Annotated in this window: 15 protein-coding genes, 1 tRNA gene and 2 pseudogenes; 9 read left to right on the plus strand and 9 right to left on the minus strand. The window is 37.9% G+C overall.

The window, feature by feature from the left end:
* Positions 1–913 precede the first annotated feature (913 nt).
* Positions 914–1,930 (plus strand): ribose-phosphate pyrophosphokinase, encoded by a 1,017-nt coding sequence (locus AC012T_RS23675; RefSeq protein ID WP_487066734.1) that lies wholly within the window; start codon positions 914–916, stop codon positions 1,928–1,930.
* Between the two features lie 70 nt (positions 1,931–2,000).
* Here AC012T_RS23675 and AC012T_RS23680 read toward each other — a convergent pair whose 3' ends face one another.
* Together AC012T_RS23680 and AC012T_RS23685 are read right to left on the minus strand one after the other, a co-directional pair.
* Positions 2,001–2,573: an HD domain-containing protein gene (locus AC012T_RS23680; RefSeq protein ID WP_487061317.1), complete on the minus strand. Its 573-nt coding sequence runs from the start codon at positions 2,571–2,573 to the stop codon at positions 2,001–2,003.
* A gap of 159 nt (positions 2,574–2,732) precedes the next feature.
* Entirely contained in the window at positions 2,733–2,876 is a 144-nt protein-coding gene (locus AC012T_RS23685) for a Clp protease N-terminal domain-containing protein (protein WP_487061319.1), read from the minus strand.
* A gap of 512 nt (positions 2,877–3,388) precedes the next feature.
* Here AC012T_RS23685 and typA point away from each other — a divergent pair.
* The gene (typA, locus tag AC012T_RS23690) at positions 3,389–5,179 is read left to right on the plus strand and encodes a translational GTPase TypA (RefSeq protein ID WP_487061321.1); all 1,791 of its coding nucleotides are present in this window, start codon (positions 3,389–3,391) and stop codon (positions 5,177–5,179) included.
* A gap of 453 nt (positions 5,180–5,632) precedes the next feature.
* On the opposite strand, the pseudogene AC012T_RS23695 reads toward typA, so the two are convergent.
* Positions 5,633–5,897: pseudogene (locus AC012T_RS23695) on the minus strand (hypothetical protein).
* Between the two features lie 162 nt (positions 5,898–6,059).
* Between AC012T_RS23695 and AC012T_RS23700 the strand changes: the two are divergent.
* Positions 6,060–6,317 (plus strand): annotated as a pseudogene (locus tag AC012T_RS23700) (cob(I)yrinic acid a,c-diamide adenosyltransferase); the annotation flags it as partial.
* 135 nt (positions 6,318–6,452) lie between these two features.
* Here the strand turns inward: AC012T_RS23700 and AC012T_RS23705 are convergent.
* Positions 6,453–7,277 (minus strand): Rpn family recombination-promoting nuclease/putative transposase, encoded by an 825-nt coding sequence (locus AC012T_RS23705; RefSeq protein ID WP_487061323.1) that lies wholly within the window; start codon positions 7,275–7,277, stop codon positions 6,453–6,455.
* A 71-nt stretch (positions 7,278–7,348) separates the two neighbouring features.
* A complete protein-coding gene (locus AC012T_RS23710) occupies positions 7,349–10,099 on the minus strand; it encodes a hypothetical protein (protein WP_487061325.1) in 2,751 nt (916 codons plus the stop codon).
* 178 nt (positions 10,100–10,277) lie between these two features.
* Here AC012T_RS23710 and AC012T_RS23715 point away from each other — a divergent pair, with 178 nt between their 5' ends.
* Positions 10,278–10,853, plus strand: a complete 576-nt coding sequence (locus tag AC012T_RS23715; RefSeq protein ID WP_487061327.1) for a Uma2 family endonuclease — start codon at positions 10,278–10,280, stop codon at positions 10,851–10,853.
* Between the two features lie 77 nt (positions 10,854–10,930).
* Here AC012T_RS23715 and AC012T_RS23720 read toward each other — a convergent pair whose 3' ends face one another.
* Positions 10,931–11,653, minus strand: coding sequence for a Uma2 family endonuclease (locus tag AC012T_RS23720; protein WP_487061329.1), 723 nt, complete (start codon positions 11,651–11,653; stop codon positions 10,931–10,933).
* Positions 11,654–11,922: 269 nt separating this feature from the next.
* Here AC012T_RS23720 and AC012T_RS23725 point away from each other — a divergent pair, with 269 nt between their 5' ends.
* The gene (locus tag AC012T_RS23725; RefSeq protein ID WP_487061331.1) at positions 11,923–13,512 is read left to right on the plus strand and encodes an NCS2 family permease; all 1,590 of its coding nucleotides are present in this window, start codon (positions 11,923–11,925) and stop codon (positions 13,510–13,512) included.
* Between the two features lie 104 nt (positions 13,513–13,616).
* Here the strand turns inward: AC012T_RS23725 and AC012T_RS23730 are convergent, their stop codons facing one another.
* On the minus strand, positions 13,617–14,078 hold the full coding sequence (locus AC012T_RS23730; RefSeq protein ID WP_487061333.1) for a GNAT family N-acetyltransferase: 462 nt from the start codon (positions 14,076–14,078) through the stop codon (positions 13,617–13,619).
* On the opposite strand from AC012T_RS23730, the gene AC012T_RS23735 reads away from it, so the two are divergent.
* Positions 14,062–14,325 (plus strand): hypothetical protein, encoded by a 264-nt coding sequence (locus AC012T_RS23735; RefSeq protein WP_487061335.1) that lies wholly within the window; start codon positions 14,062–14,064, stop codon positions 14,323–14,325. The two genes, AC012T_RS23730 and AC012T_RS23735, sit on opposite strands and share 17 nt — an antisense overlap.
* 22 nt (positions 14,326–14,347) lie before the next feature.
* Entirely contained in the window at positions 14,348–15,823 is a 1,476-nt protein-coding gene (locus AC012T_RS23740; protein WP_487061337.1) for an alpha-amylase, read from the plus strand.
* A 222-nt stretch (positions 15,824–16,045) separates the two neighbouring features.
* Here AC012T_RS23740 and AC012T_RS23745 read toward each other — a convergent pair whose 3' ends face one another.
* A complete protein-coding gene (locus AC012T_RS23745; protein ID WP_487061339.1) occupies positions 16,046–17,110 on the minus strand; it encodes a Rieske 2Fe-2S domain-containing protein in 1,065 nt (354 codons plus the stop codon).
* A gap of 105 nt (positions 17,111–17,215) precedes the next feature.
* On the opposite strand from AC012T_RS23745, the gene AC012T_RS23750 reads away from it, so the two are divergent.
* A complete protein-coding gene (locus AC012T_RS23750; RefSeq protein WP_487061341.1) occupies positions 17,216–17,986 on the plus strand; it encodes an S-layer homology domain-containing protein in 771 nt (256 codons plus the stop codon).
* A 134-nt stretch (positions 17,987–18,120) separates the two neighbouring features.
* Entirely contained in the window at positions 18,121–20,064 is a 1,944-nt protein-coding gene (locus AC012T_RS23755; protein ID WP_487061343.1) for a WG repeat-containing protein, read from the plus strand.
* 169 nt (positions 20,065–20,233) lie between these two features.
* Here AC012T_RS23755 and AC012T_RS23760 read toward each other — a convergent pair.
* Positions 20,234–20,305 (minus strand) — tRNA-Thr (locus AC012T_RS23760).
* Positions 20,306–20,503: the final 198 nt, after the last annotated feature.

Below are 20,503 nucleotides of genomic sequence, written 5' to 3' on the forward strand. Positions count from 1 at the left end.
ATAGACAATATGACCTGGCTGTACCGATAGTTATAGCTGCGATCGCAAAATGTCTAACGCATCTTTTGCAAAAAAATGGTACGTCACTATGCTAGTCAAGTTTGGCATTTTATTTTAGCCACATTTTTTAATACAGCAAATAGCAGGTAGATAAGGGATAAAGTTTGATCACAAAGCTGTGCCATAAACGACTTTTACTCCTTCCGTTCAACTGAGACTCACTGCAAAGTCTAAATTCTGCTGTATATTGCAAACTTTGAGGTGAGCCGTGTACAAGCACGACACCAGAACTGCCGGGAACTAAATACATACTCTACACTTGACAGCTTTAACGTTTTAGTAGCGCATAGACATAAAAAAAACACCTCTGACCTTCTGTCTTTCTGCACTAATCTCTGAATTTAGCGCTAGTATCGTAAAATAATTTAGCTGCACCTTAGATGCTTATAGCAGATAACGCAAAACAGCGAACAGGTTTAAAAGTTCTCAGATGTCTGTAGAGTAGCGTGGACTAAGCCATATTTTATGATAACGGTATGTTCTCATCCTACGGAAAACCTCTATGAAGCATAATTGTTCTAGTACTTGAGAAATAATTTAATTATCACTTTATGTGTAAATCTTTTGTTATCAGTTATAAAAGAAACGGGTACAATAAATAATCTACTTACTAACTTCTTGAATATTTGCGTGGTTTACTTCAACACTTACACTGGAAATGATGAAACTATTTGAGAAAATAGAAGTCAGTAAGATCCTCATTGGTTTTTTCACTCAAGCACTAGAAAATTAGCAAATGTAATTTTATGGAGAAATATTTCTTTCTTTGTATAAAATCTTCAACAAAACTTATAGATTTTTTATTTAGTCTATGTCAGTAAAATCTTCTAATTCTCTAAATGATAATATTGCCATGAATGCACATCGAGGATCTGCTGTGCTTAGTTCTGCGACTTTAAAAGTGCAACCAGCAGCAACAGGAATGACAGAAAATCATCGCCTGCGGCTTTTTTCTGGCTCTGCTAATTTACAACTATCCCAAGAAGTATCTCGTTATTTGGGAATGGACTTGGGACCAATGATTCGCAAAAGATTTGCGGACGGAGAACTTTATGTTCAAATCCAAGAATCAATTCGGGGTTGTGACGTTTATTTAATTCAGCCCACCTGTCAACCTGTTAATGACCACTTAATGGAATTGCTGATTATGATTGATGCCTGTCGTCGGGCTTCCGCACGGCAGGTAACAGCAGTACTTCCATATTATGGTTACGCTCGTGCTGACCGCAAAACCGCCGGCAGAGAATCAATCACGGCTAAGTTGGTTGCCAACCTGATCACACAAGCAGGTGCTAACCGTATTCTAGCAATGGATTTGCACGCCGCGCAAATTCAGGGATATTTCGATATCCCCTTTGATCATGTTTACGGTTCACCAGTTTTATTAGATTATTTGGTAAGTAAACAATTGCAAGACATTGTAGTTGTCTCCCCGGATGTTGGTGGTGTCGCACGAGCCAGGGCATTTGCGAAAAAGCTCAATGATGCACCATTGGCAATTATTGACAAACGCCGTCAGGCGCACAATGTCGCCGAGGTTTTAAATGTCATCGGTGATGTTAAAGGTAAAACGGCTGTGTTAGTAGATGACATGATTGATACCGGCGGCACAATTGCTGAAGGTGCTAAATTGCTGCGTCAAGAAGGTGCAAGTCAGGTATATGCCTGTGCTACCCATGCAGTCTTTTCACCACCTGCGATTGAACGCTTATCAAGTGGCTTGTTTGAAGAAGTTATAGTTACTAACACCATTCCCATTCCTGAAAGTAATCAGTTTCCCCAATTGGTGACGCTTTCAGTGGCTAATTTGCTGGGGGAAGCGATTTGGCGTATTCACGAAGATAGTTCACTCAGTAGTTTATTCCGTTAGTCAAAAAAAGACTCTCATCCCAAAGGATGAATTATGAAATTTGAAGGATGATTGTTTTCATCTTCGTCCTTCATTTCTTCTTTGTGGCTAAAGTTTCCAATTCTGTCACGACTCTTTCTAATTCTGCGACTAAGGGCATGATTTGATTTTTTCCAAAGGCATCTGCTAAGGCTCGATAATACCAAAGTGTACCTTCTTTGCGACCTTGAAAACGTTCCCACACGGCATCACCAATCAAGCGGTAATCTTGGACAATTGATCTGGCATTATGTAGTTTATCAGAGGCAGATACTAGCAGCACTGAAGGGGAAGCGTTGTGAATATGGGCAATGTATTTTTCTTTACGTTCTCGCCAAGGGGGTTTAGGTGTGCTGTCTGCGTCTGTACAACCATTAACAATGGCGGTTACATTGTCCCCAAAACGACGACGAATTTCTTCTCTGGTGGCTGCACCTCCTTGATCTTCTATGGCATCATGTAATAAGGCTGCGATCGCTTCATCTTCGTTTGCACCATATTCTAATGCTATGCTGGCTACTCCTAATAAATGGCTAATATAAGGAACTCCTGAACCTTTTCGGATCTGCGTTGCATGGAGTTGGTGCGCGTAGGTTAGGGCTTGGGTGAATCTTTCTGATAGCATTTTTTAAATGGGTATTTTCGGTTTGGTGTTGGAGTTTAGAAGGAATGAACCACGAAGACACGTTCGCGGTAGCGTTGCGAAGCAAAGAACACGAAGGAAGAGGAGAAGAAGAAGAGAAGAGAGTAAAAAAGTAAAATAAATATACTCTCTCAGTTAACATCAGGGCGCTATTATTTCTAATATAAAGTTTTCTAAGTTTGATAATTCAACTCCCAAATTATCCAACACTCTTATTGCTACGCCTTCACCCTCTGCAAGTAAAGCTAACAACAGATGCTCAGTATCAATTTGCTTATTCATCATTCGGACAGATTCTTCCCACGATAGCTCTAAAACTCTGACTGCACGTGGGGTAAATCGCGCTTCTTCTATGCGAACCCCTGAACCTCTACAACAAATTAAGTACCCTGCTGACAGTCAAGAACAAGAAAGAAAACTCATTCAGGTACAGGGTAAGCCTATTTCTCAAACTATCATTTAGGAACGCCGCTAAGACGCAGTTCAATTAGCTGCTGGTAAAGCCATCAATACTCTTTGCATAGCAAATAATTTACCTTTATTGACTTTTATATCTGCAGATAAAGAATTAAATACAGCCGCTGCTAGTGAAGGTTTGCTTGTGGAAAGTCCTAACAACCACCCCTAAACCCAAGAAATTCTCTTGCTAGTTATTCTCAAAACAACAATATTTGTGACAATTACGCTAGAATTATTAAAGGTTCGTTACAGAATCGGCAAATCATCCCCAATTCTGTTACAACAGCCAAACATTTAGCTTCTTAATCTAAAAACACTAAAGTTCACATAAACTCTCTATGACGCTCCCAATTCGTAACGTCGCCATCATCGCTCACGTTGACCACGGTAAAACCACCTTGGTTGATGCTCTCCTCAAACAGTCCGGCATTTTCCGTGAAGGTGAAGACGTTCCGGATTGCGTCATGGACTCCAACGCGTTGGAGAGAGAAAGAGGGATTACAATTCTTTCTAAAAATACAGCGGTTCGCTACAAAGAAACCCTGATCAATATTGTTGATACCCCTGGACACGCTGACTTTGGTGGTGAAGTTGAACGGGTACTCGGCATGGTTGACGGTTGTCTGCTCATTGTCGATGCCAATGAAGGCCCCATGCCCCAAACCCGCTTTGTGTTGAAAAAAGCGTTGGAAAAAGGTCTGCGTCCTATCGTCGTTATTAACAAAATCGACCGTGGACAAGCTGACCCTCACGTTGCTGTTGATAAAGTATTGGATCTGTTCTTGGAATTAGGCGCAGACGAAGACCAGTGCGACTTTAAGTATCTGTTTGCTTCCGGTATGGCTGGTTTCGCTAAAGAAACTTTGGAAGCAGAAGGGGTAGATATGCAGCCCCTCTTTGATGCAATTCTTCGCCACGTCCCTGCACCAGTAGGAGATCCTAACAAACCTCTGCAATTGCAAGTTACTACCCTAGATTATTCTGAATATCTAGGGCGGATTATCATTGGTAAAATCCATAATGGTACTATCCGTTCCGGACAACAAGCTGCTTTAGTGGTAGAAGATGGCAGCATTGTGAAGGGCAAAATCACTAAGTTGATGGGATTTGAAGGCTTGAAGCGGGTAGACATGGAAGAAGCTACCGCTGGTTATATTGTGGCTGTGGCTGGTTTTGCTGATGCTTACATTGGTGAAACTATTACAGATCCTAATGAACCCCTAGCTTTACCTTTAATTAAGGTAGATGAACCAACTTTACAAATGACCTTCTGGGTGAATGATTCACCTTTTGCAGGTCAAGAAGGTAAATTGGTAACTTCTCGGCAAATTCGCGATCGCTTATTCCGTGAGTTAGAAACCAACGTGGCGTTGCGTGTAGAAGAAACCGACTCACCAGATAAATTCCTGGTTTCTGGTCGGGGTGAATTACACTTGGGCATCTTAATCGAAACCATGCGTCGTGAAGGTTTTGAGTTTCAAGTATCTCAGCCTCAAGTAATTTACCGCACAGTTAACGGTCATCCTTGCGAACCTTTTGAACTTCTAGCTTTAGACGTTCCTGCTGATGCAGTTGGTAGCTGTATTGAACGGTTGGGACAACGGAAAGCGGAAATGCAAGATATGCAGCCTGGTGGAGGCGATCGCACTCAACTAGAGTTTATCGTTCCCGCTCGTGGTTTGATTGGTTTCCGTGGTGAATTCATGCGGATGACTCGTGGTGAAGGCATCATGAACCACAGCTTCCTTGATTACCGTCAACTTTCTGGGGATATTGAAGCTCGGAATAAAGGCGTTTTAATCTCCTTTGAAGAAGGTGTTTCTACCTTCTACGCCATGAAAAACTCTGAAGATAGAGGCGCATTCTTTATCAGTCCCGGAACTAAGGTTTACAGAGGCATGATTATTGGTGAACATAATCGTCCCCAAGACTTGGAATTGAATGTTTGTAAAACCAAGCAATTGACTAACCACCGTGCGGCTGGTGGTGATGAACTTGTACAGTTACAAACACCCATAGATATGAGTTTGGAACGGGCGTTAGAGTACATCGCTCAAGATGAATTGGTGGAAGTTACACCACAATCTATTCGTCTCCGCAAGATGTCGAAGAAATTGGTAAAACGGTAATCCGTAGGGGTGGGTAAACCCCACCCTCTTTCATTGGCGGTTAATCAATTTTCCTTATATCAATTTTTAGAAAGTTTGTAGACTTAACTATTTTCGCAATAAGCAACCTATATTTTCAATATTATTGATTCTATTCTCAATTATTTGACGAAGTTTGGTTTTTTCAGCCATTGATATTGACATGAGATATTTTTTATGGTATTTTTAGTTAAAATCCCAAGGCATTGATATGGGGTTTTAAAAGATTTTTCTCACGCAGAGACGCAGAGGGAAAAAATAGAGATTTATACTAGTTTTAGAATATTTGATATATTCCAAAGAGTGGAAATGATGTTATTGGAATTAAAGCGCATTCATGTTTTCCAGAACAACAGGACGCACTCTGGCTAAATCAGAGTGGAAATGATGTTATTGGAATTAAAGCGCATTCATGTACCACCAGGACAAAGAGTTTTAATTGAAAAATTCAGCCTGAGAACGAGTGTCATCAACAAGTTGAAGACATTCTTCAAAATCATCACCTTGCTAAGTACCAGCAAATTTTAGCAAATCTTTAGCTTTAGAACCGCGTAATATTGGTTCTTCGTCTTTGTGAGAAATATCTACTGGTTTAATTTTTCTGGTTTTGAGATATTCGAGATAGTCCAGGGTTTCTTCTAGTATTGATTTCATGAACTGCTTCAATTGCAGCTAGGAATTTTTCTTTAATAGTCGTCATGATTTTGGATTAAGGATTGATGGTATTTATTTGACATTAATAAAATAACATTTGCTGTAAACAGGTTTAGCGGAGAGAGGTTTGAAAATTGCCAAAACTGCGATACATTTCCTGCTGTCCCGCAAGGAATACAATTAGCTAAGTTGCAAAGCTTCCTATCAGAAATCCAGCATCGCATCTGGAATCTATAAAACTATCATTCTCGATGAACTCAATCCTACAGTTGATTTAGAATTACTTCCTGTTGATCCCATTGTGCAAGCGTTATTGCGTAAACCAAGAGACACAGAAGTTATTATTACCGGTCGTTGTCAAAATCAACCTGCATATTTTGATTTAGCCAGTATTCACTCTGAGGTTTACTGTCATAAACACTATGCTAATCAAGGTGTGGAATTGAAACGAGGAGTAGATTTTTAACCGTAGGGGCGCAGGGTCTGCGCCTTCCATTGTATTTCTACTAAGCACGGGTGGAAAATGGACTTTCGTAAAATTACAAAAAACCTAGATATGTAGGGGTTTAGCAGTGCTAAACCCCTACTTGTAAAATCACTATTAATAATGTTCTTCTTGGTTTAACCAATTTACTAAATCCGCAACTTCAGAGATATTAAACAACGCTGCACCTAAATTTTCTAACTGTTCCACAGGTAGGATTTTAACTTTTTCCACTATTTCAGAATCAAGTTTTCCAAACCTTTGATTAAGTAACATTAGACAAAATTTAACTGCTTCTTTTCCTTCTCCCTTCTGCAAAATGTCCTGATAAATTACTGATTCTTGCATAAGATCCTCACTCAATAATTGACGAATAAAATCTTTTTCAAACCGCAAACCTGCTAAAATCTCTGTGTAAGCTGCAATATCCTGTTTAGTCTCCCTATCTGCAATTTTAGCAACATTATTGGCAATTTGAGATAATAAAGCTTGGGGTGAATTTGTCCGGGTTAATGGAGCTAATGGTAATAAAGCCAGATTATGCAAAAATAATTCTGGTTCTTGTTCCCACATTCTGATTACACGGTAACGGTGTCTTGTTGTTTCGTTAACATATTCTTCAGTAAAAACAATTGGATCATCTGTTTCTTGTAAGAAAATCACGACTTGAGTAACCGGAACTTGATATGTACGGATTAATCTCACTGAATAGTCTAACTCTCTAAAAGGAATGGGAGGTTTAGATTGTGGTTTGGTTTGAAATTCAATATGTAAAATCCGATTTTCTGTTTGTAAGAAGGTGACAAAATCAGCACGAATTGGTTCTATACTCAATTCGGTTTTTAAGACTTTGATTGTTTTTGGTTCTTGGGGAAGTAACCATTTAGCAAAATCAAAGGGATATTTTTCTGCTAGTAGTTTACAAACGTTGTCAAAACTCATAGGGTTGTTAATGGATTTGAAAATTAGAAAATTATTTTGGCTCTTCTAGTTTCACGGAAGAGATAAGATAATTAATTTGTATGTCCACATGAGCGACAAACACGAACTTGCTGATTTTTTTCGTTAACTGTCAGCATCATTCCTCTTGTTCCACATTGAGGGCATTGGGGTCCAGTTATCTTCTTATCTTTAGGTAGCTTGATTTGGTGATTACAGGAACGACATTGACGGTAGCGATTATTTCCTTTGCTGACTGTCATTGCTGGTGTGCCACATTTTGGGCAAATATCTCCTTGAGTATAAATATTACTGTATTGCGCTCCACTTCCACAGTGAATACAGATATAATATTTTTTTTCTGGTGATTTATATTTACTTTCTCGACTATCAATTATTGCTTCACATCCCCAGCAGTCATTTAAGTAAATATTACGGTCATGACCAATTCCATGTTTACAAGAGAAAACTGTTACACTGAATTTAGCCTGAAACTTAGCATATTTGATAAGATGTGGCATCATATCTTCACACACGGAACATTTTAATCTTAACCGAATTTCATTGATGCGATTAACCCAACCTGATAACTTTGGCACGTAATCTTCAGGTTCTTTCATGTCTTTAATTTTTGGTACAATATCTGCTATTTCAAAAAGCTCTAGTAAAGACCAATCTCTCCAACCTTGTGAACAATCAGCATAAAGCCGCGCACCATAAGATAATCCAGAACTGGAATTATCGGTTTTCTTAGAATCGAATAAATCACAAGCTGTTCTTAGTCTTGGGCAGTAAGCACGAGAGAATCGGTTAGTTTTTAACTGCTTATCTTCATCTGTTGCCCAAGGTTTTGCGACACAATATTTAACTTTTTTAGGTTTACATAAGGGAAGTAATGGGTCTATATCTATAGCCTCAAAAGAAGTGGTTGCTTGTTGTATTACATAATTTGTTAACAGGTCATGTACTTGTTGAAAAACTTGATTAGCATAATTTCGATTTTCTTTCACCCATATAATTTTGAGTACGCATCTAACCAAAGAGTCATTTTCTCGATAATTTTCTATGATTTTATCCAATGCCTTTAAAAAGTTAGATGTATTTTTACTTTCTTTCTCCAACCGATAAACACACATTATTTTTGCTTTTCTCGATAAATAATGCCAAAAGGATAAGTCATCAGATTCTATTAATGACCATATTAAATTAACTTGCTCATCTGGAGGTAAGAAAGAAAAATATTGAAGTATGGGTTCTTGATATTTTAACCATTTGGGTAGTCTTTCTATTAATTCAATCTGTTCTTTAATAGAAAAAGTTTTGAGAATATTTCCTATTTTTAGGATAATATCTTTATTCTCTCCTGCCTCTTCTTTTTTGAGTTTGGATAAAAGTATATTAACTTTTTCCTGTGCTGGTAAAAACTCTAATATTTCATCGTATTTTTTTACACTCTCTGGTATTAAAGACAACAGTTTCGGAAGGTTATTGTTTAAATTTTCAGTTAGTAATTGTGAAATTCTAGCTATGATAAATTCATGATCATTAACATTATTCTTAAATTTGTCTACAAGGATAGTAATTTGTTCAATATGTGGTAAAAATCTTAAAATAGCATCGTGACTTTTAATCCAATATTTATCTTGAAATATGGAAATTAGTAAGGGAATTTCTTTTAGTACAGATTCTTCAAGTATTTCAGCAATTTCTAAAAATTTATCTTGATGACTTAAATCTTTTTGATTACTAATTTGACTGACAAGTATTCCAATACGTCTATCTCGCGGTGCTATAGTCCAAATCTGTTTTTCTAGAATAATATAATTAGGTATTACGCCCCACAGAGAAATTGATTCTGAAACTTCTAAAATATCTTGCAAATCATTTAATAGTGTTTCTTTAATATGAGAATCATTTTGCACATGACTTATAAGTTCAATTAAGCATTGTATCTGTAGTTCTTCATTCAGATTTTTACGATGTTCTGGAGCATCTAAATATAATTCATACAACTTACTTATAACTTTATTGCATAAATTTGAATTAAGATTTTGAGACTTGTTTATTATATTAAATATGTCTTCTCGTAAACTATCATCTACTTCTTTAGTGAAATCATCCATTAAAATTTGTAAGAATAGTTGACGTTGATCTTTATCAGGTAATACTGGTGTAAGACTTTCAACTTCAAAGTAAAGCGATATAGGTTCTGGTAGATCACGTAAAAAACGTCGTTTTTCCCATAATGCGTATCTGTTTAATTTTTGAGATGCTAAAAATACAGCTTCATCTAGAGAATGATTATTGAGATAACCCCAAAGTCCAAAAGCACAAAATCTAGGATCTTTGTGGCTCAGACAAAGTTCAACAATATCTGAATCAGTTTTTTCTTTATTAAGCAAGTGTACATTTATTGCTCTACATTCATTTCCATCTCGTTGCAATTCAAATTTCACAAGCCTTCCAGATTGTAAATCTAATTCAGAACAATTAATTTCTTTTTTATGTACTAATATATTATCTTGATAATCAGAATCTATAAACCAATAATTACTGGGATGAGTAGAGTTACCAAAATTTTTCAGTTTGCCAACTTCCTTAAATAAATTTAAGTTTTTAGCTATTGCTTTATTCGTTTGCGGATTTATTTCTATATTAAAAGTGACTAATATTCCCTTCTTCAAACAAGTTGCTTCACAACGAACTTGCTTTCTATAGACTTTTATTTGTGATCCATCTTCACATTGAATATATCCAAAATCATTTTCTCTTCCTCTTGTGGAGTCATATCCACCAAACCACTTTACAAAACCAATTTCCCTCATTGTTCACCTGTGTTTATTTGGTCTACATAACTATTATTGCCACAGATGCGCGACTTTGAACAGTCTGTACTCGTATTTTTCGCCAAAATTATTAAAGCCTTATAAAATATAGATTCTATTCAGTTAATCCTTAATAAAACATCATATAATAGAGGATAAATATTTACCTTAATTAACTATGCAAACCACAGAGTCACCCTTACAATTGCGGCTGTGGACTGTTGATGAATACCACAGAATGGCTGAAGTAGGAATATTTGAGCCAAGTGAACGAGTAGAATTATTAGAGGGGAAAATAATTTGGATGGTTGCTAAAGGAACAGCCCACAGTTCAGCAGTAGGAAGAACAAATAAATTATTACAAAATCGTTTAGGAAATCAGGCTTGGATAACTGTTCAAGACCCTGTAAAATTAAATGAAAGGTCTGAACCAGAACCAGATATTGCTGTAGTGATAATAGATCCGCTAGACTATGCAGATCATCATCCTACACCAGATGAAATTTATTTCATTATTGAAGTTGCAGATAGTAGTTTAAAACTAGATACAGAAATCAAAGCTAAGGCTTATTCTCAAGCAGGAATTAAAGATTATTGGGTGTTAGATGTAGTGAAACGCGAATTAATTGTATTTAGAAATCCCACAACAGAAGGTTATCAAAATCAAGAAATTATCACAGAACAACAAAAAATATCTCCTTTAGATTTTCCTGATTTAGAAATTGTAGTAGCTGAAATGCTACCAATTGTCTAAATAAGACAAAAATCCTGAAAATCCTTAAATCCTGGACATCCTGATATGGCTTGCGCCACGCTTCGCTATCAGACAAATTAAATATCAGGTTCTACACCCAGCGCCCTTAACTGTTCTATCAATCTTTCCTTCTGTCTTCTTTCCTGTTCCGTCGGAGTTAAAACCCAATTACCAGAAACATCATACCACCGTAACCAAGGCTGCTGAATATTATTATATGTCCCCTCCCAAACTCCCAAACCTAATTCTATTTCCGGTATCCAAAAACGAGCATCTGATAAATTGATTTCGGCATAACGTCCACCATCTAATTTAAACATTCTAAATGTATATGTATAACGGTCAAAAATAGCATAATAAGGAATCCTTAAAATCTGTTCATAAACCTCCCACTTTGTCGGCGGTTTTTCCACATCTCTTAAAGTCTGTCCTAAATCTTCCTTTTCTGTTTCTGGTGATAGTAATTCAACTATCACAAAAGGCGTAATTCCCTCCTGCCAAATTACATAGCTTAAACGCAAATCACCATTTTTATAAAGAGGAGAAACTCCCACAGATACAAACCAATCTGGTCTTTTGTAGCATGTTGAATGATTGGGGTCATAATATAAATTCATATCACTAGCCGTAAAGATTTTGTTGCTAGGATAGGTAGGAGAATTAAAAGTTTCGTCTAATAACCTTGGTTGTAATAAATGAAATTGATCAGGCAAACCTTTCTCCTCTGGATCTTCACTTTTGAGATCATACATCGTTGGTAATACTTCTTGTGGTGAACGGGGCGGATCTGTTTGATACATCTTACTATTCCTGGAAAATATACTTTATTGTCGGTGCAATATGTCTTTATTTCTATTGTGCCAGAATTAATAGGGTATTGAAAGAGGAAGGTTTATTTACTAGGTAGTGTAAACCATTTCCTGATATCCTTACAGCAGTTTTCATGTATTCGTACCACACTCTTGTTTTTCTCTTACTTTGCGCCTTTGCGTCTTTGCGTGAGATTTAAAAATGTAGTTCATTTACCTGAAAATCGCTGTAAACCCAGAAAAAGCAAAATTCACAAAACATGGAAACCCCAACACCGAAAACCCCGCGTTGGTTTGTTCGCAGAGATATAGATGGTTTATTTGGACTTGTACTTGATAACTTTATTCAAATATTATTAATTGTCAGTTTATGCCAAGGTGTATTAGGTTTCCCACCTTCCCTAGTCTATGGACGCATTTTACCAGGTGTGGCTTTTAGTTTAATTGTTGGTAACTTTTATTATGCTTGGTTAGCAAAAGAACAAGGTACAAAAGAACAACGGGATGATATTACTGCCCTTCCCTATGGTATCAACACCATTAGTTTATTTGCCTATATTTTCTTAGTCATGTTACCTGTGAGGTTAGCAGCACTAGCTAAAGGTGTATCTCCTGAACAAGCATCCGAACTAGCTTGGCAAGCAGGTATTGTAGCTTGTTTAGGTTCAGGTTTAATTGAACTTTTAGGCGCTTTTATTGTTAACCCATTGCGTCGCATTGCACCCCGTGCGGCTATGCTTTCTACCCTTAGTGGTATCGCTATTACCTTTATTGCTATTGGCTTTTTATTTCGCACCTTTGCTAACCCAGTCGTCGGTTTAGTTCCCTTTGGTGTGATCCTCGTTACCTACTTTGGGAAAGTGCGTTTTCCCATACCTGGGGGTTTATTATCCGTATTATTAGGAATTGCTTTAGCTTGGGGAACAGGTTTAGTTAGTTGGGATAATGTTAAATTTACTGAGGCTTTTGCACCTATTGGTTTTTATTTCCCCAGTTTATACATAGGACAACTTTGGGAAAGTCGCACAGTCTTAGTAGAATACCTCAGCATCATTTTACCAATGGGATTATTTAACCTCGTTGGAAGTATTCAAAACTTAGAAAGTGCGGAAGCTGCGGGAGATGTTTTTCCGGCTATACCATCTTTAGCTGCTAACGGTATTGGTACTATTGTGGCTGCGGTTTTCGGTTCTTGTTTCCCCACAACTATCTATATCGGTCATCCTGGATGGAAGGCTTTGGGGGCAAGGGTGGGTTATTCGATCGCTAATGGTGTAATTATGGGCATTTTATGTTTAAGTGGCACGATCGCCCTATTTGCCTATTTTGTCCCCATTGAGGCAGGTATGGCAATTGTCCTCTGGATTGGGATTGTCATAGTTGCCCAAAGCTTCACCGCTACGCCCTCTCACCATGCGCCGGCAGTGGTTGTGGGCTTGTTACCTGGAATTGCCGGGTGGGGAGCGTTAATGGCTAAAAATGCCTTGCGGGCTGCGGGTATGGGTACTCCAGACAAGCCATTTACACCAGCTTTAATTGAGCAGTTTAAATTGAGTGATACCTATATTGATGGCGCTTTTGCTTTAGAACAGGGGTTTATTTTTTCGGCGATGATTTTAGCGGCTATCACTGTTTTTATTATTGAACGAGATTTTCGGCAAGCTGCCTATTGGTCTTTGGGTGGTGCTGCATTATCTTGGGTAGGTTTAATGCACAGTTATCAATGGACGATCGCAGATACGGTTGTGAATTTGGGTTGGGGAACAGGTAGTAGTTGGGCTGTGGGCTATATTTTGCTGGCTATTTTGTTTTTCTATGTCTCTTGGCAAACAAGACAAAAACAGGAATGAATTAATTTAACAATTCAGGAATCAACGCGTGTTCTCTGTGCCTCTGTGGTTAGTTATTCTGTCATGTGCATAAATTCCAGATTAGCGATCGCCCTATTCTGTATTTACAGCAGTTTGCGAAACACGATCTTATCATCGCCTGTTGCGTAGAAATCGCGAATGCGTGCTTCCTCCTGATAGCCACATTTGCTGTAAAATGCCCTTGTGCGCTCAAATTCTGGGAGTCCTGAAGTTTCCACCAATAGCATACGGCCACCGCGTGTCGTCAAAGTTTGTTCAACATAGCGCAGCAGTTTCCCACCACGTCCTTGTCCCTGAAGTTCAGGTCGGATGGCAATTAATAGCAAGTTCCACGTTTGATTAGTCATCCGTTCCGGTTCACAGTAGCCAACCCCAACCGGACCATTATCGTCGTCGGTAATCCAGAAATTACCAGTATTGCTGTTGCTACTAAAGTAATCCTCTAGCGTTTTACTCAAATACTCAAGTTCTTTTGGCTCAAAGCCGATAGCTTGGGCTATGGTAATTAGGGCATTGGTGTCATCGGGTATGGTCAGTCGAATCATAAGTCAACAGCAACAAGAATATGTAACCGATACCAATTGTACTACAAGATATTACAAAAGCCAGTTAGCTGTAGCGATCGCTACGCATATTTTAGATTGTTTTATGGAATTGGTACAATCCGCAAATTTCCTGAAAAACACAGTGATTTCCCGTAAAACAGCAAGTAACTATTGGAGGAATAAAAAAGCTCAGGCTATCCAAAACACTGAATGGATGAGCTTTCTATATTTCGCCATTATTTTGTGAACTATGTGAGGAAATCAGCAAAATGTCTCAAATCAACGGCACAATAATGCAATATTTCCACTGGTATATCGACCCCGATTTAATCCTGTGGAATGATGTCAAAAATAAAGCTCAAGAATTAGCTAATGCAGGTTTTACAGCATTGTGGCTACCACCAGCTTATAAAGGAATGTCGGGCGGTTATGATGTGGGGTATGGCGTATATGATATGTACGACTTGGGCGAATTTAATCAAAAAGGAACTACTCGCACCAAATATGGCGATCGCAAACAATACCTAGATGCTATTCAAGCAGTCCAACAGCATGGTTTACAAGTCTATGCAGATACAGTCCTCAATCACAGAATGGGAGGAGATGGCAAAGAAGTAGTTAAAGCTACACCATTCTCTCAAGATGATCGCCTTAATCCCAAAGGTTGGCAACGGGATATCAACGCTTACACCCATTTCAACTTTTCCGGTCGTCAAGGTAAACATTCTGATTTTCAATGGCATTGGTGGCACTTTGATGCTGTAGATTACGATGATTATAGTAAAGAGCAAAATACTATCTATTTGTTAGATGGTAAAAGATTTGATGATTATGTAGCTTTAGAAAAAGGTAACTTTGCTTACCTGATGGGATGTGATCTGGACTTTCAAAACCAGGAAGTCAGAGATGAGGTAACTAATTGGGGTGAATGGTATCTTGATACTACGGGAGTGAATGGTTTCCGTATTGATGCCGTAAAACATATTTCTGCTTGGTTCTTTCCCCAATGGTTAGATCACCTCAAGCAATATGCGGGCAAAGATTTATTTATGGTGGGTGAATATTGGTATAACGATATCAACACATTGCACTGGTATCTGAATGCTGTTGGGGGCAAAATGTCCTTGTTTGATGTTCCCCTACACTACAATTTTCACTATGCCAGTAAATCAGGTGGTAACTATGATATGCGGCGTATTCTTGATGGGACATTAATGCAGCAACGACCAACCCATGCTGTTACTTTTGTCGAAAACCACGATTCCCAACCATTGCAAGCTTTAGAAGCACCTGTTGAACCTTGGTTTAAACCCTTGGCTTATGCGCTAATTCTTCTCCGTGCTGAAGGCTATCCTTGCGTATTCTATGGTGACTATTATGGTGCAGAATATGAAGATAAGGGAAAAGACGGCAACCGATACAAGATTTTTCTGCCTTCTCATCGTTGGTTAATTGACAAATTCCTCCATGCCCGTCAGAATTTTGCCTATGGTTCACAGTATGACTACTTTGATCACCCGAATGTGATTGGGTGGACAAGACTGGGAGATAGAGAACATCCCAAAGCTTTGGCTGTAATTATGAGTGATGGATCTGGTGGTAGTAAATGGATGGAAGTTGGTAAACCTAACGCCAAGTTTTACGACCTGACAGAACATATTAAACAGCCAGTTTATACTAATGAATGGGGTTGGGCTGAGTTCCATTGTCAAGGTGGCTCAGTTTCGGTCTGGGTGCAAGAATAATCATTGAGATAGGGGATAAGCTATGGATAATAGCAGTGTTTTGGATTTGGTGGCTGGGGGATTAGCGATCGCTATTTTGGTAGGTGGGATGTTGATGATGTTCACTACTATCTTCAGCACCAAGAAATAATTTAGCTTTTTTCACCCAGATTTTCTGGGTGATCAATTCCCTATTTTCATCCTGTTCATCCTTTAATCCTGGATATCTTGATTCAGACACTATTAAGCACGCCATCGCAGTAACAGACTCTTAACAGGATTGACAAACTCCCGTTTTTCAGATGTAGCACGAGCAAATTCCCGTTTTAACTGGTAGTACCATTGCGCTTGCATATCTGAATCTTTAATTAATCGTAGAACTGGATCATATTTGAGTCCAATTTGCTGTTTTTCTACTACTGTTCGGTCTTGGTCGAGAAATTTTCGTGCTAATACATGAATCAAAGGTTTGAATACAGTTAACCAAGTAGGCATTCCATAAAGAACAAAAGTTACCTCTGTTTCTGTCTCAGAAATTGGTGTAACTGCTGTCAAATTACAAAGTCGATGTTTACCAAAAGTTATCTCTTCTATTCTCACACCTGGTAAACGAAAAGAAATTTCTACTTCAGGAATACCACCACCGACTAACCAATATAATCGGCTCATATTTTCCATATTATCTGACAACTTATGTCGTCGGACTGTAAACCCATAAGGTGAAGGATCAAATTGTTTAACTTCTTCATGCAGTTCTCCGCTTCTCCACCACCATACCCGATGTACATAAGGAGAATGAGCAGGGTCCATTAAACCTGTCACCGCATGATCAATAAAACAAGGAAAACTCATGACTTCAACTAGTTGAGGGAGTTGTTCAGGAAAACCTGGAACTACTGGAACATCCTTTTCTGAAGCTTTGGGTTGAGATTTATCCCCATCTGTCATGTATATCCAAATATTGCCTTGAGTTTCATGAATTGGATATGATTGCACATCGAAGCGACTCAAATCCGTGTCTTGTTCTGGCAATAAAGATGGAATCGCTACACAACTTCCAGCAGGATTAAAACGCCAACCGTGGTAACAGCATTCTACTTCTTGTCCATCAAATCGACCACAACTTAAGGGTACAGCGCGATGAGGACAAATATCCCGCACAGCAGAAACTTGACCATCTTGGCTTCTAATTAGCAGTATGGGTTCTCCCAAGAAAATCTTCGCCATCATCTTACCTGGTTTCAGGAGATAACTAGGTAGTGCATAGTACCAAAGATTACGTAATAAGATGTTGTTGTTATCTATCATAATAATTAGGATTGGATGTTGGAAATATACGTCTTTTACCAAAAAAAAGCTCAAATTTTCTGCTATTAACTATAAATATCAAGTTTACGTAGCATCAAGTCTGATATGTTAAACGAGTCCATTTTTGCAGATATTAAGAACCATTGGGCAAAAACATCTATTCTTGCGGCTGGGGAGCGTAATATACTCAAAGGCTATCCAGATGGTTCTTTTCGTCCTGATGCACCTGTGACTCGTGCAGAATTTGCGGCGATTATTTACACAGCTTTACCAAAACAATCATCATCTCGTCCTGGGATTAATTTCATAGATGTACCGGCTAATCATTGGGCAGCTAAAGCGATCGCTTCAGCATATCAAACAAATTATCTCTCTGGCTATCCCAATCGTGCTTTCAAACCCAGTCAACCAATTCCCCGTGTCCAAGCTTTAACGGCTTTAGCTTCAGGGTTAGGTTATAGGGTGAAAGGAGATGCGATCGCGACTTTAAAAAAATATTATACTGACTTTGGGCAAATTCCCAGTTATGCTATGAATGCGATCGCCGCCGCAACGCAACAAAGTATAGTTGTTAACTACCCCGACATCAGACGCTTACAACCCAACACAAACGCCACCAGAGGCGAAATAGCAGCACTTATTTGTCGAGTTCTGAAAATTCCTACCATTTCTTCTCAATATATTCCTGGTTTAGAATTATTCGTAATTCCGCCACAATTTGATGCAGCCGATCCTTTTGGATCAGAACTAGCACGAGTAAAAAAAGATAACAAATGGGGTTATATCGACAAAACCGGAAAATTTATAATTCCACCAAAATTTGATGAAGCACATTCTTTATCAGCAGGATTAGCAATAGTCAGAGAAAATAAGTAGTCGTGCAAAATAAATTTTATAGTTAGGACAGGGAACAGGGAACAGAAAAGAAGAAATATAAAGTTCATTGAGTTTATATAACTACGCCATACAAGCTATCAAAAATCAAATAAGAATCCTATAGAATCTAAATTATGGAAATTCGCGGCGTTTGGATCACCACCACAAATAGCACAGTCTTAAACGAAAGAAAAAATATTGCCGAGGCGATGAAATTCCTGTCCGATACTGGATTTAATGTTGTATTTCCTGTTGTCTGGAATAACGGCACAACCAACTATCCTAGCCAAGTGATGAAAGAAAAATTTGGCATAGAAATAAAAGACCTGAAAGAATTTAAAGACAGAGATCCTTTAAGAGAATTAATCGAAGAAGCCAAAAAATTTGATATTGCTGTTATCCCTTGGCTTGAATATGGCTTTAAGAGTTCTTTTGGACAAAAAGGGGGTAAAATTCTGGAAAAGAAACCAGAATGGGCAGCCCTGGATTTTGACCGTAATTTCCTGGTTATAAATGGTTTTTATTGGTTAAATTCTCTTGATAGCGAAGTGCAAGACTTTCTATTAAGTTTATTCTTAGAAATCATCAACAAATATGGTGATGGAATTGCTGGTATTCAAGGAGATGATAACTTTCTAGCTTTACCAATAGAAGGAAGTTATGATGACAAAACTATTAAACGCTATCAGGATGTGTTTAATGAACTACCACCAAAACCGCCAGAAAGAATAATTCCTCCAGATCCACAATGGCAAAATCCGCAATGGAAACAATGGGTAAGGTGGAGGGCTGATATTCTTTCCCATTTTTTAAACAGCTTCTACCGAAAAATAATTCAAGTCAATCCCGAATTAATTATTTCTTTGTCTCCCAGTATTTATCCTTGGGGTTATGAAAACTATCTGCAAGATTCCCAAACTTGGGTTGATTTGGGGTTTGTCGATTTAATTCATCCACAAGTATACAGAGAAAAAATTGAAGATTATAAAAATGAGATCAATAGAATCAAAACAACTCAATTTAATCAACAACAATTATCTCAACTGATTCCTGGTGTACTGCTTAATAAAAAAGGCACATATTTAATTAAACCACAAGATTTGATCGAAGTGATCAAATATAATCGTGAGGTGGGTATTCAAGGAGAAGTCCTCTTTTTCTATGAAGGTTTACGAGAAAAAGATCCAAATAATAATAACATTACTTTAGCTGATATTCTTAAATCAAGTGTTTATTCAGAACGTCCTGGTAAATTTGACCCTAAAGAAATTAAAAAGAATACTTTTACCCAGAGACGAAAAAATAATTACACCTATCTAAATATATCTCAAACACCAGAAAATAACCCCCAAATTCCATTGCATTTATTTGATTGGATTGAGCCATTGTCCGAAGATATAGCAGCCGTTAAGATTGGTTATAAATGGGGTTACATTGATAAAACAGGTGAACTTATTAGTCGTGTTGAGTATGATAGTGCTGCACCTTTTACAGAAGGATTAGCTATAGTCAAAATTAATAACAAATATGGCTATATTGATAAAACTGGCAAACGCATCACTGACTTAAAATTTGATGATGCTTTATCCTTTTCCCAAGGTATGGCAGCAGTTAAAACAGGTAATCAATGGGGATATATCGAAGCAACAGGTAAATTCATTATTCCTAGTATTATTTCTCCTACATTTATCTTTGAAGATGCTAAATCATTTTCTGAGGACTTAGCAGCTATTAAAACAGTTGATAAATGGGGATATGTTGATAAATTAGGTCAAGCTATAACTCCATTTCGATTCGATGATGCTGGAAGTTTTTCCCAAGGGTTTGCAGCAGTTAAAGTTGGTAATCAATGGGGATATATTGATAAGTCCGGCAATTTTTTAATTCAGCCAAAATTTGATGAAGTTGATATTTTTGCAGAAGAATTAGCACCTGCTAAAATCACAGGTAAATGGGGATATATTAATCAATTTGGTGAGTTTATAATTCCCCCGAATTTCGATTCTGCAAAACCTTTTTCGGAAGGCTTGGCATTAGTTAATGTGGATGGTAAATGGGGATATATTGGCAAACCTTAATGGTACAAGATACCGGATTTAAGCTGTTACGCATCTAAATTAGATAATCCTAAAATGCTTAAATCCTGTGGGGTGGGCATCTTGCCCGCCAGACTTATACAAATTAAATGCACAACAGCTTATCACTGAAATCAATCCAAAATTCGGATATCGAAGGAATTAAACATAAAGCCAGCAGCGGGATTTGAACTCGCGACCTTCCGATTACAAGTCGGATGCACTACCACTGTGCTATGCTGGCGTATTGCTGAATGGCTTAAAACACTCAACGATTAATAATCGTAGCATAAATAAATAATTTGTCTAGGGGTTATGGAAAAAATTCTCAATGCCCCATACCTGATGGGTAAGTTCTAATCAAAATATTATCACTAGGGTGACTATAGTCCCGTAGATCAAGGTAAAAATATTTGGTACAGTGTTAAGTCTGTATTCCTGT

The organism is Anabaena sp. EIM26 (assembly GCF_057568715.1).

Excerpts from the sequence above, each read along its gene's own strand:
- AC012T_RS23680 (WP_487061317.1), bottom strand. The coding sequence starts at position 2,573 with ATGCTATCAGAAAGATTCACCCAAGCCCTAACCTACGCGCACCAACTC.
- AC012T_RS23740 (WP_487061337.1), top strand. The coding sequence starts at position 14,348 with ATGTCTCAAATCAACGGCACAATAATGCAATATTTCCACTGGTATATC.
- AC012T_RS23710 (WP_487061325.1), bottom strand. The coding sequence starts at position 10,099 with ATGAGGGAAATTGGTTTTGTAAAGTGGTTTGGTGGATATGACTCCACA.
- AC012T_RS23675 (WP_487066734.1), top strand. The coding sequence starts at position 914 with ATGAATGCACATCGAGGATCTGCTGTGCTTAGTTCTGCGACTTTAAAA.
- AC012T_RS23715 (WP_487061327.1), top strand. The coding sequence starts at position 10,278 with ATGCAAACCACAGAGTCACCCTTACAATTGCGGCTGTGGACTGTTGAT.
- typA (WP_487061321.1), top strand. The coding sequence starts at position 3,389 with ATGACGCTCCCAATTCGTAACGTCGCCATCATCGCTCACGTTGACCAC.
- AC012T_RS23730 (WP_487061333.1), bottom strand. The coding sequence starts at position 14,078 with ATGATTCGACTGACCATACCCGATGACACCAATGCCCTAATTACCATA.
- AC012T_RS23750 (WP_487061341.1), top strand. The coding sequence starts at position 17,216 with ATGTTAAACGAGTCCATTTTTGCAGATATTAAGAACCATTGGGCAAAA.
- AC012T_RS23735 (WP_487061335.1), top strand. The coding sequence starts at position 14,062 with ATGGTCAGTCGAATCATAAGTCAACAGCAACAAGAATATGTAACCGAT.
- AC012T_RS23685 (WP_487061319.1), bottom strand. The coding sequence starts at position 2,876 with ATGATGAATAAGCAAATTGATACTGAGCATCTGTTGTTAGCTTTACTT.
- AC012T_RS23720 (WP_487061329.1), bottom strand. The coding sequence starts at position 11,653 with ATGTATCAAACAGATCCGCCCCGTTCACCACAAGAAGTATTACCAACG.
- AC012T_RS23725 (WP_487061331.1), top strand. The coding sequence starts at position 11,923 with ATGGAAACCCCAACACCGAAAACCCCGCGTTGGTTTGTTCGCAGAGAT.
- AC012T_RS23745 (WP_487061339.1), bottom strand. The coding sequence starts at position 17,110 with ATGATAGATAACAACAACATCTTATTACGTAATCTTTGGTACTATGCA.
- AC012T_RS23755 (WP_487061343.1), top strand. The coding sequence starts at position 18,121 with ATGGAAATTCGCGGCGTTTGGATCACCACCACAAATAGCACAGTCTTA.
- AC012T_RS23705 (WP_487061323.1), bottom strand. The coding sequence starts at position 7,277 with ATGAGTTTTGACAACGTTTGTAAACTACTAGCAGAAAAATATCCCTTT.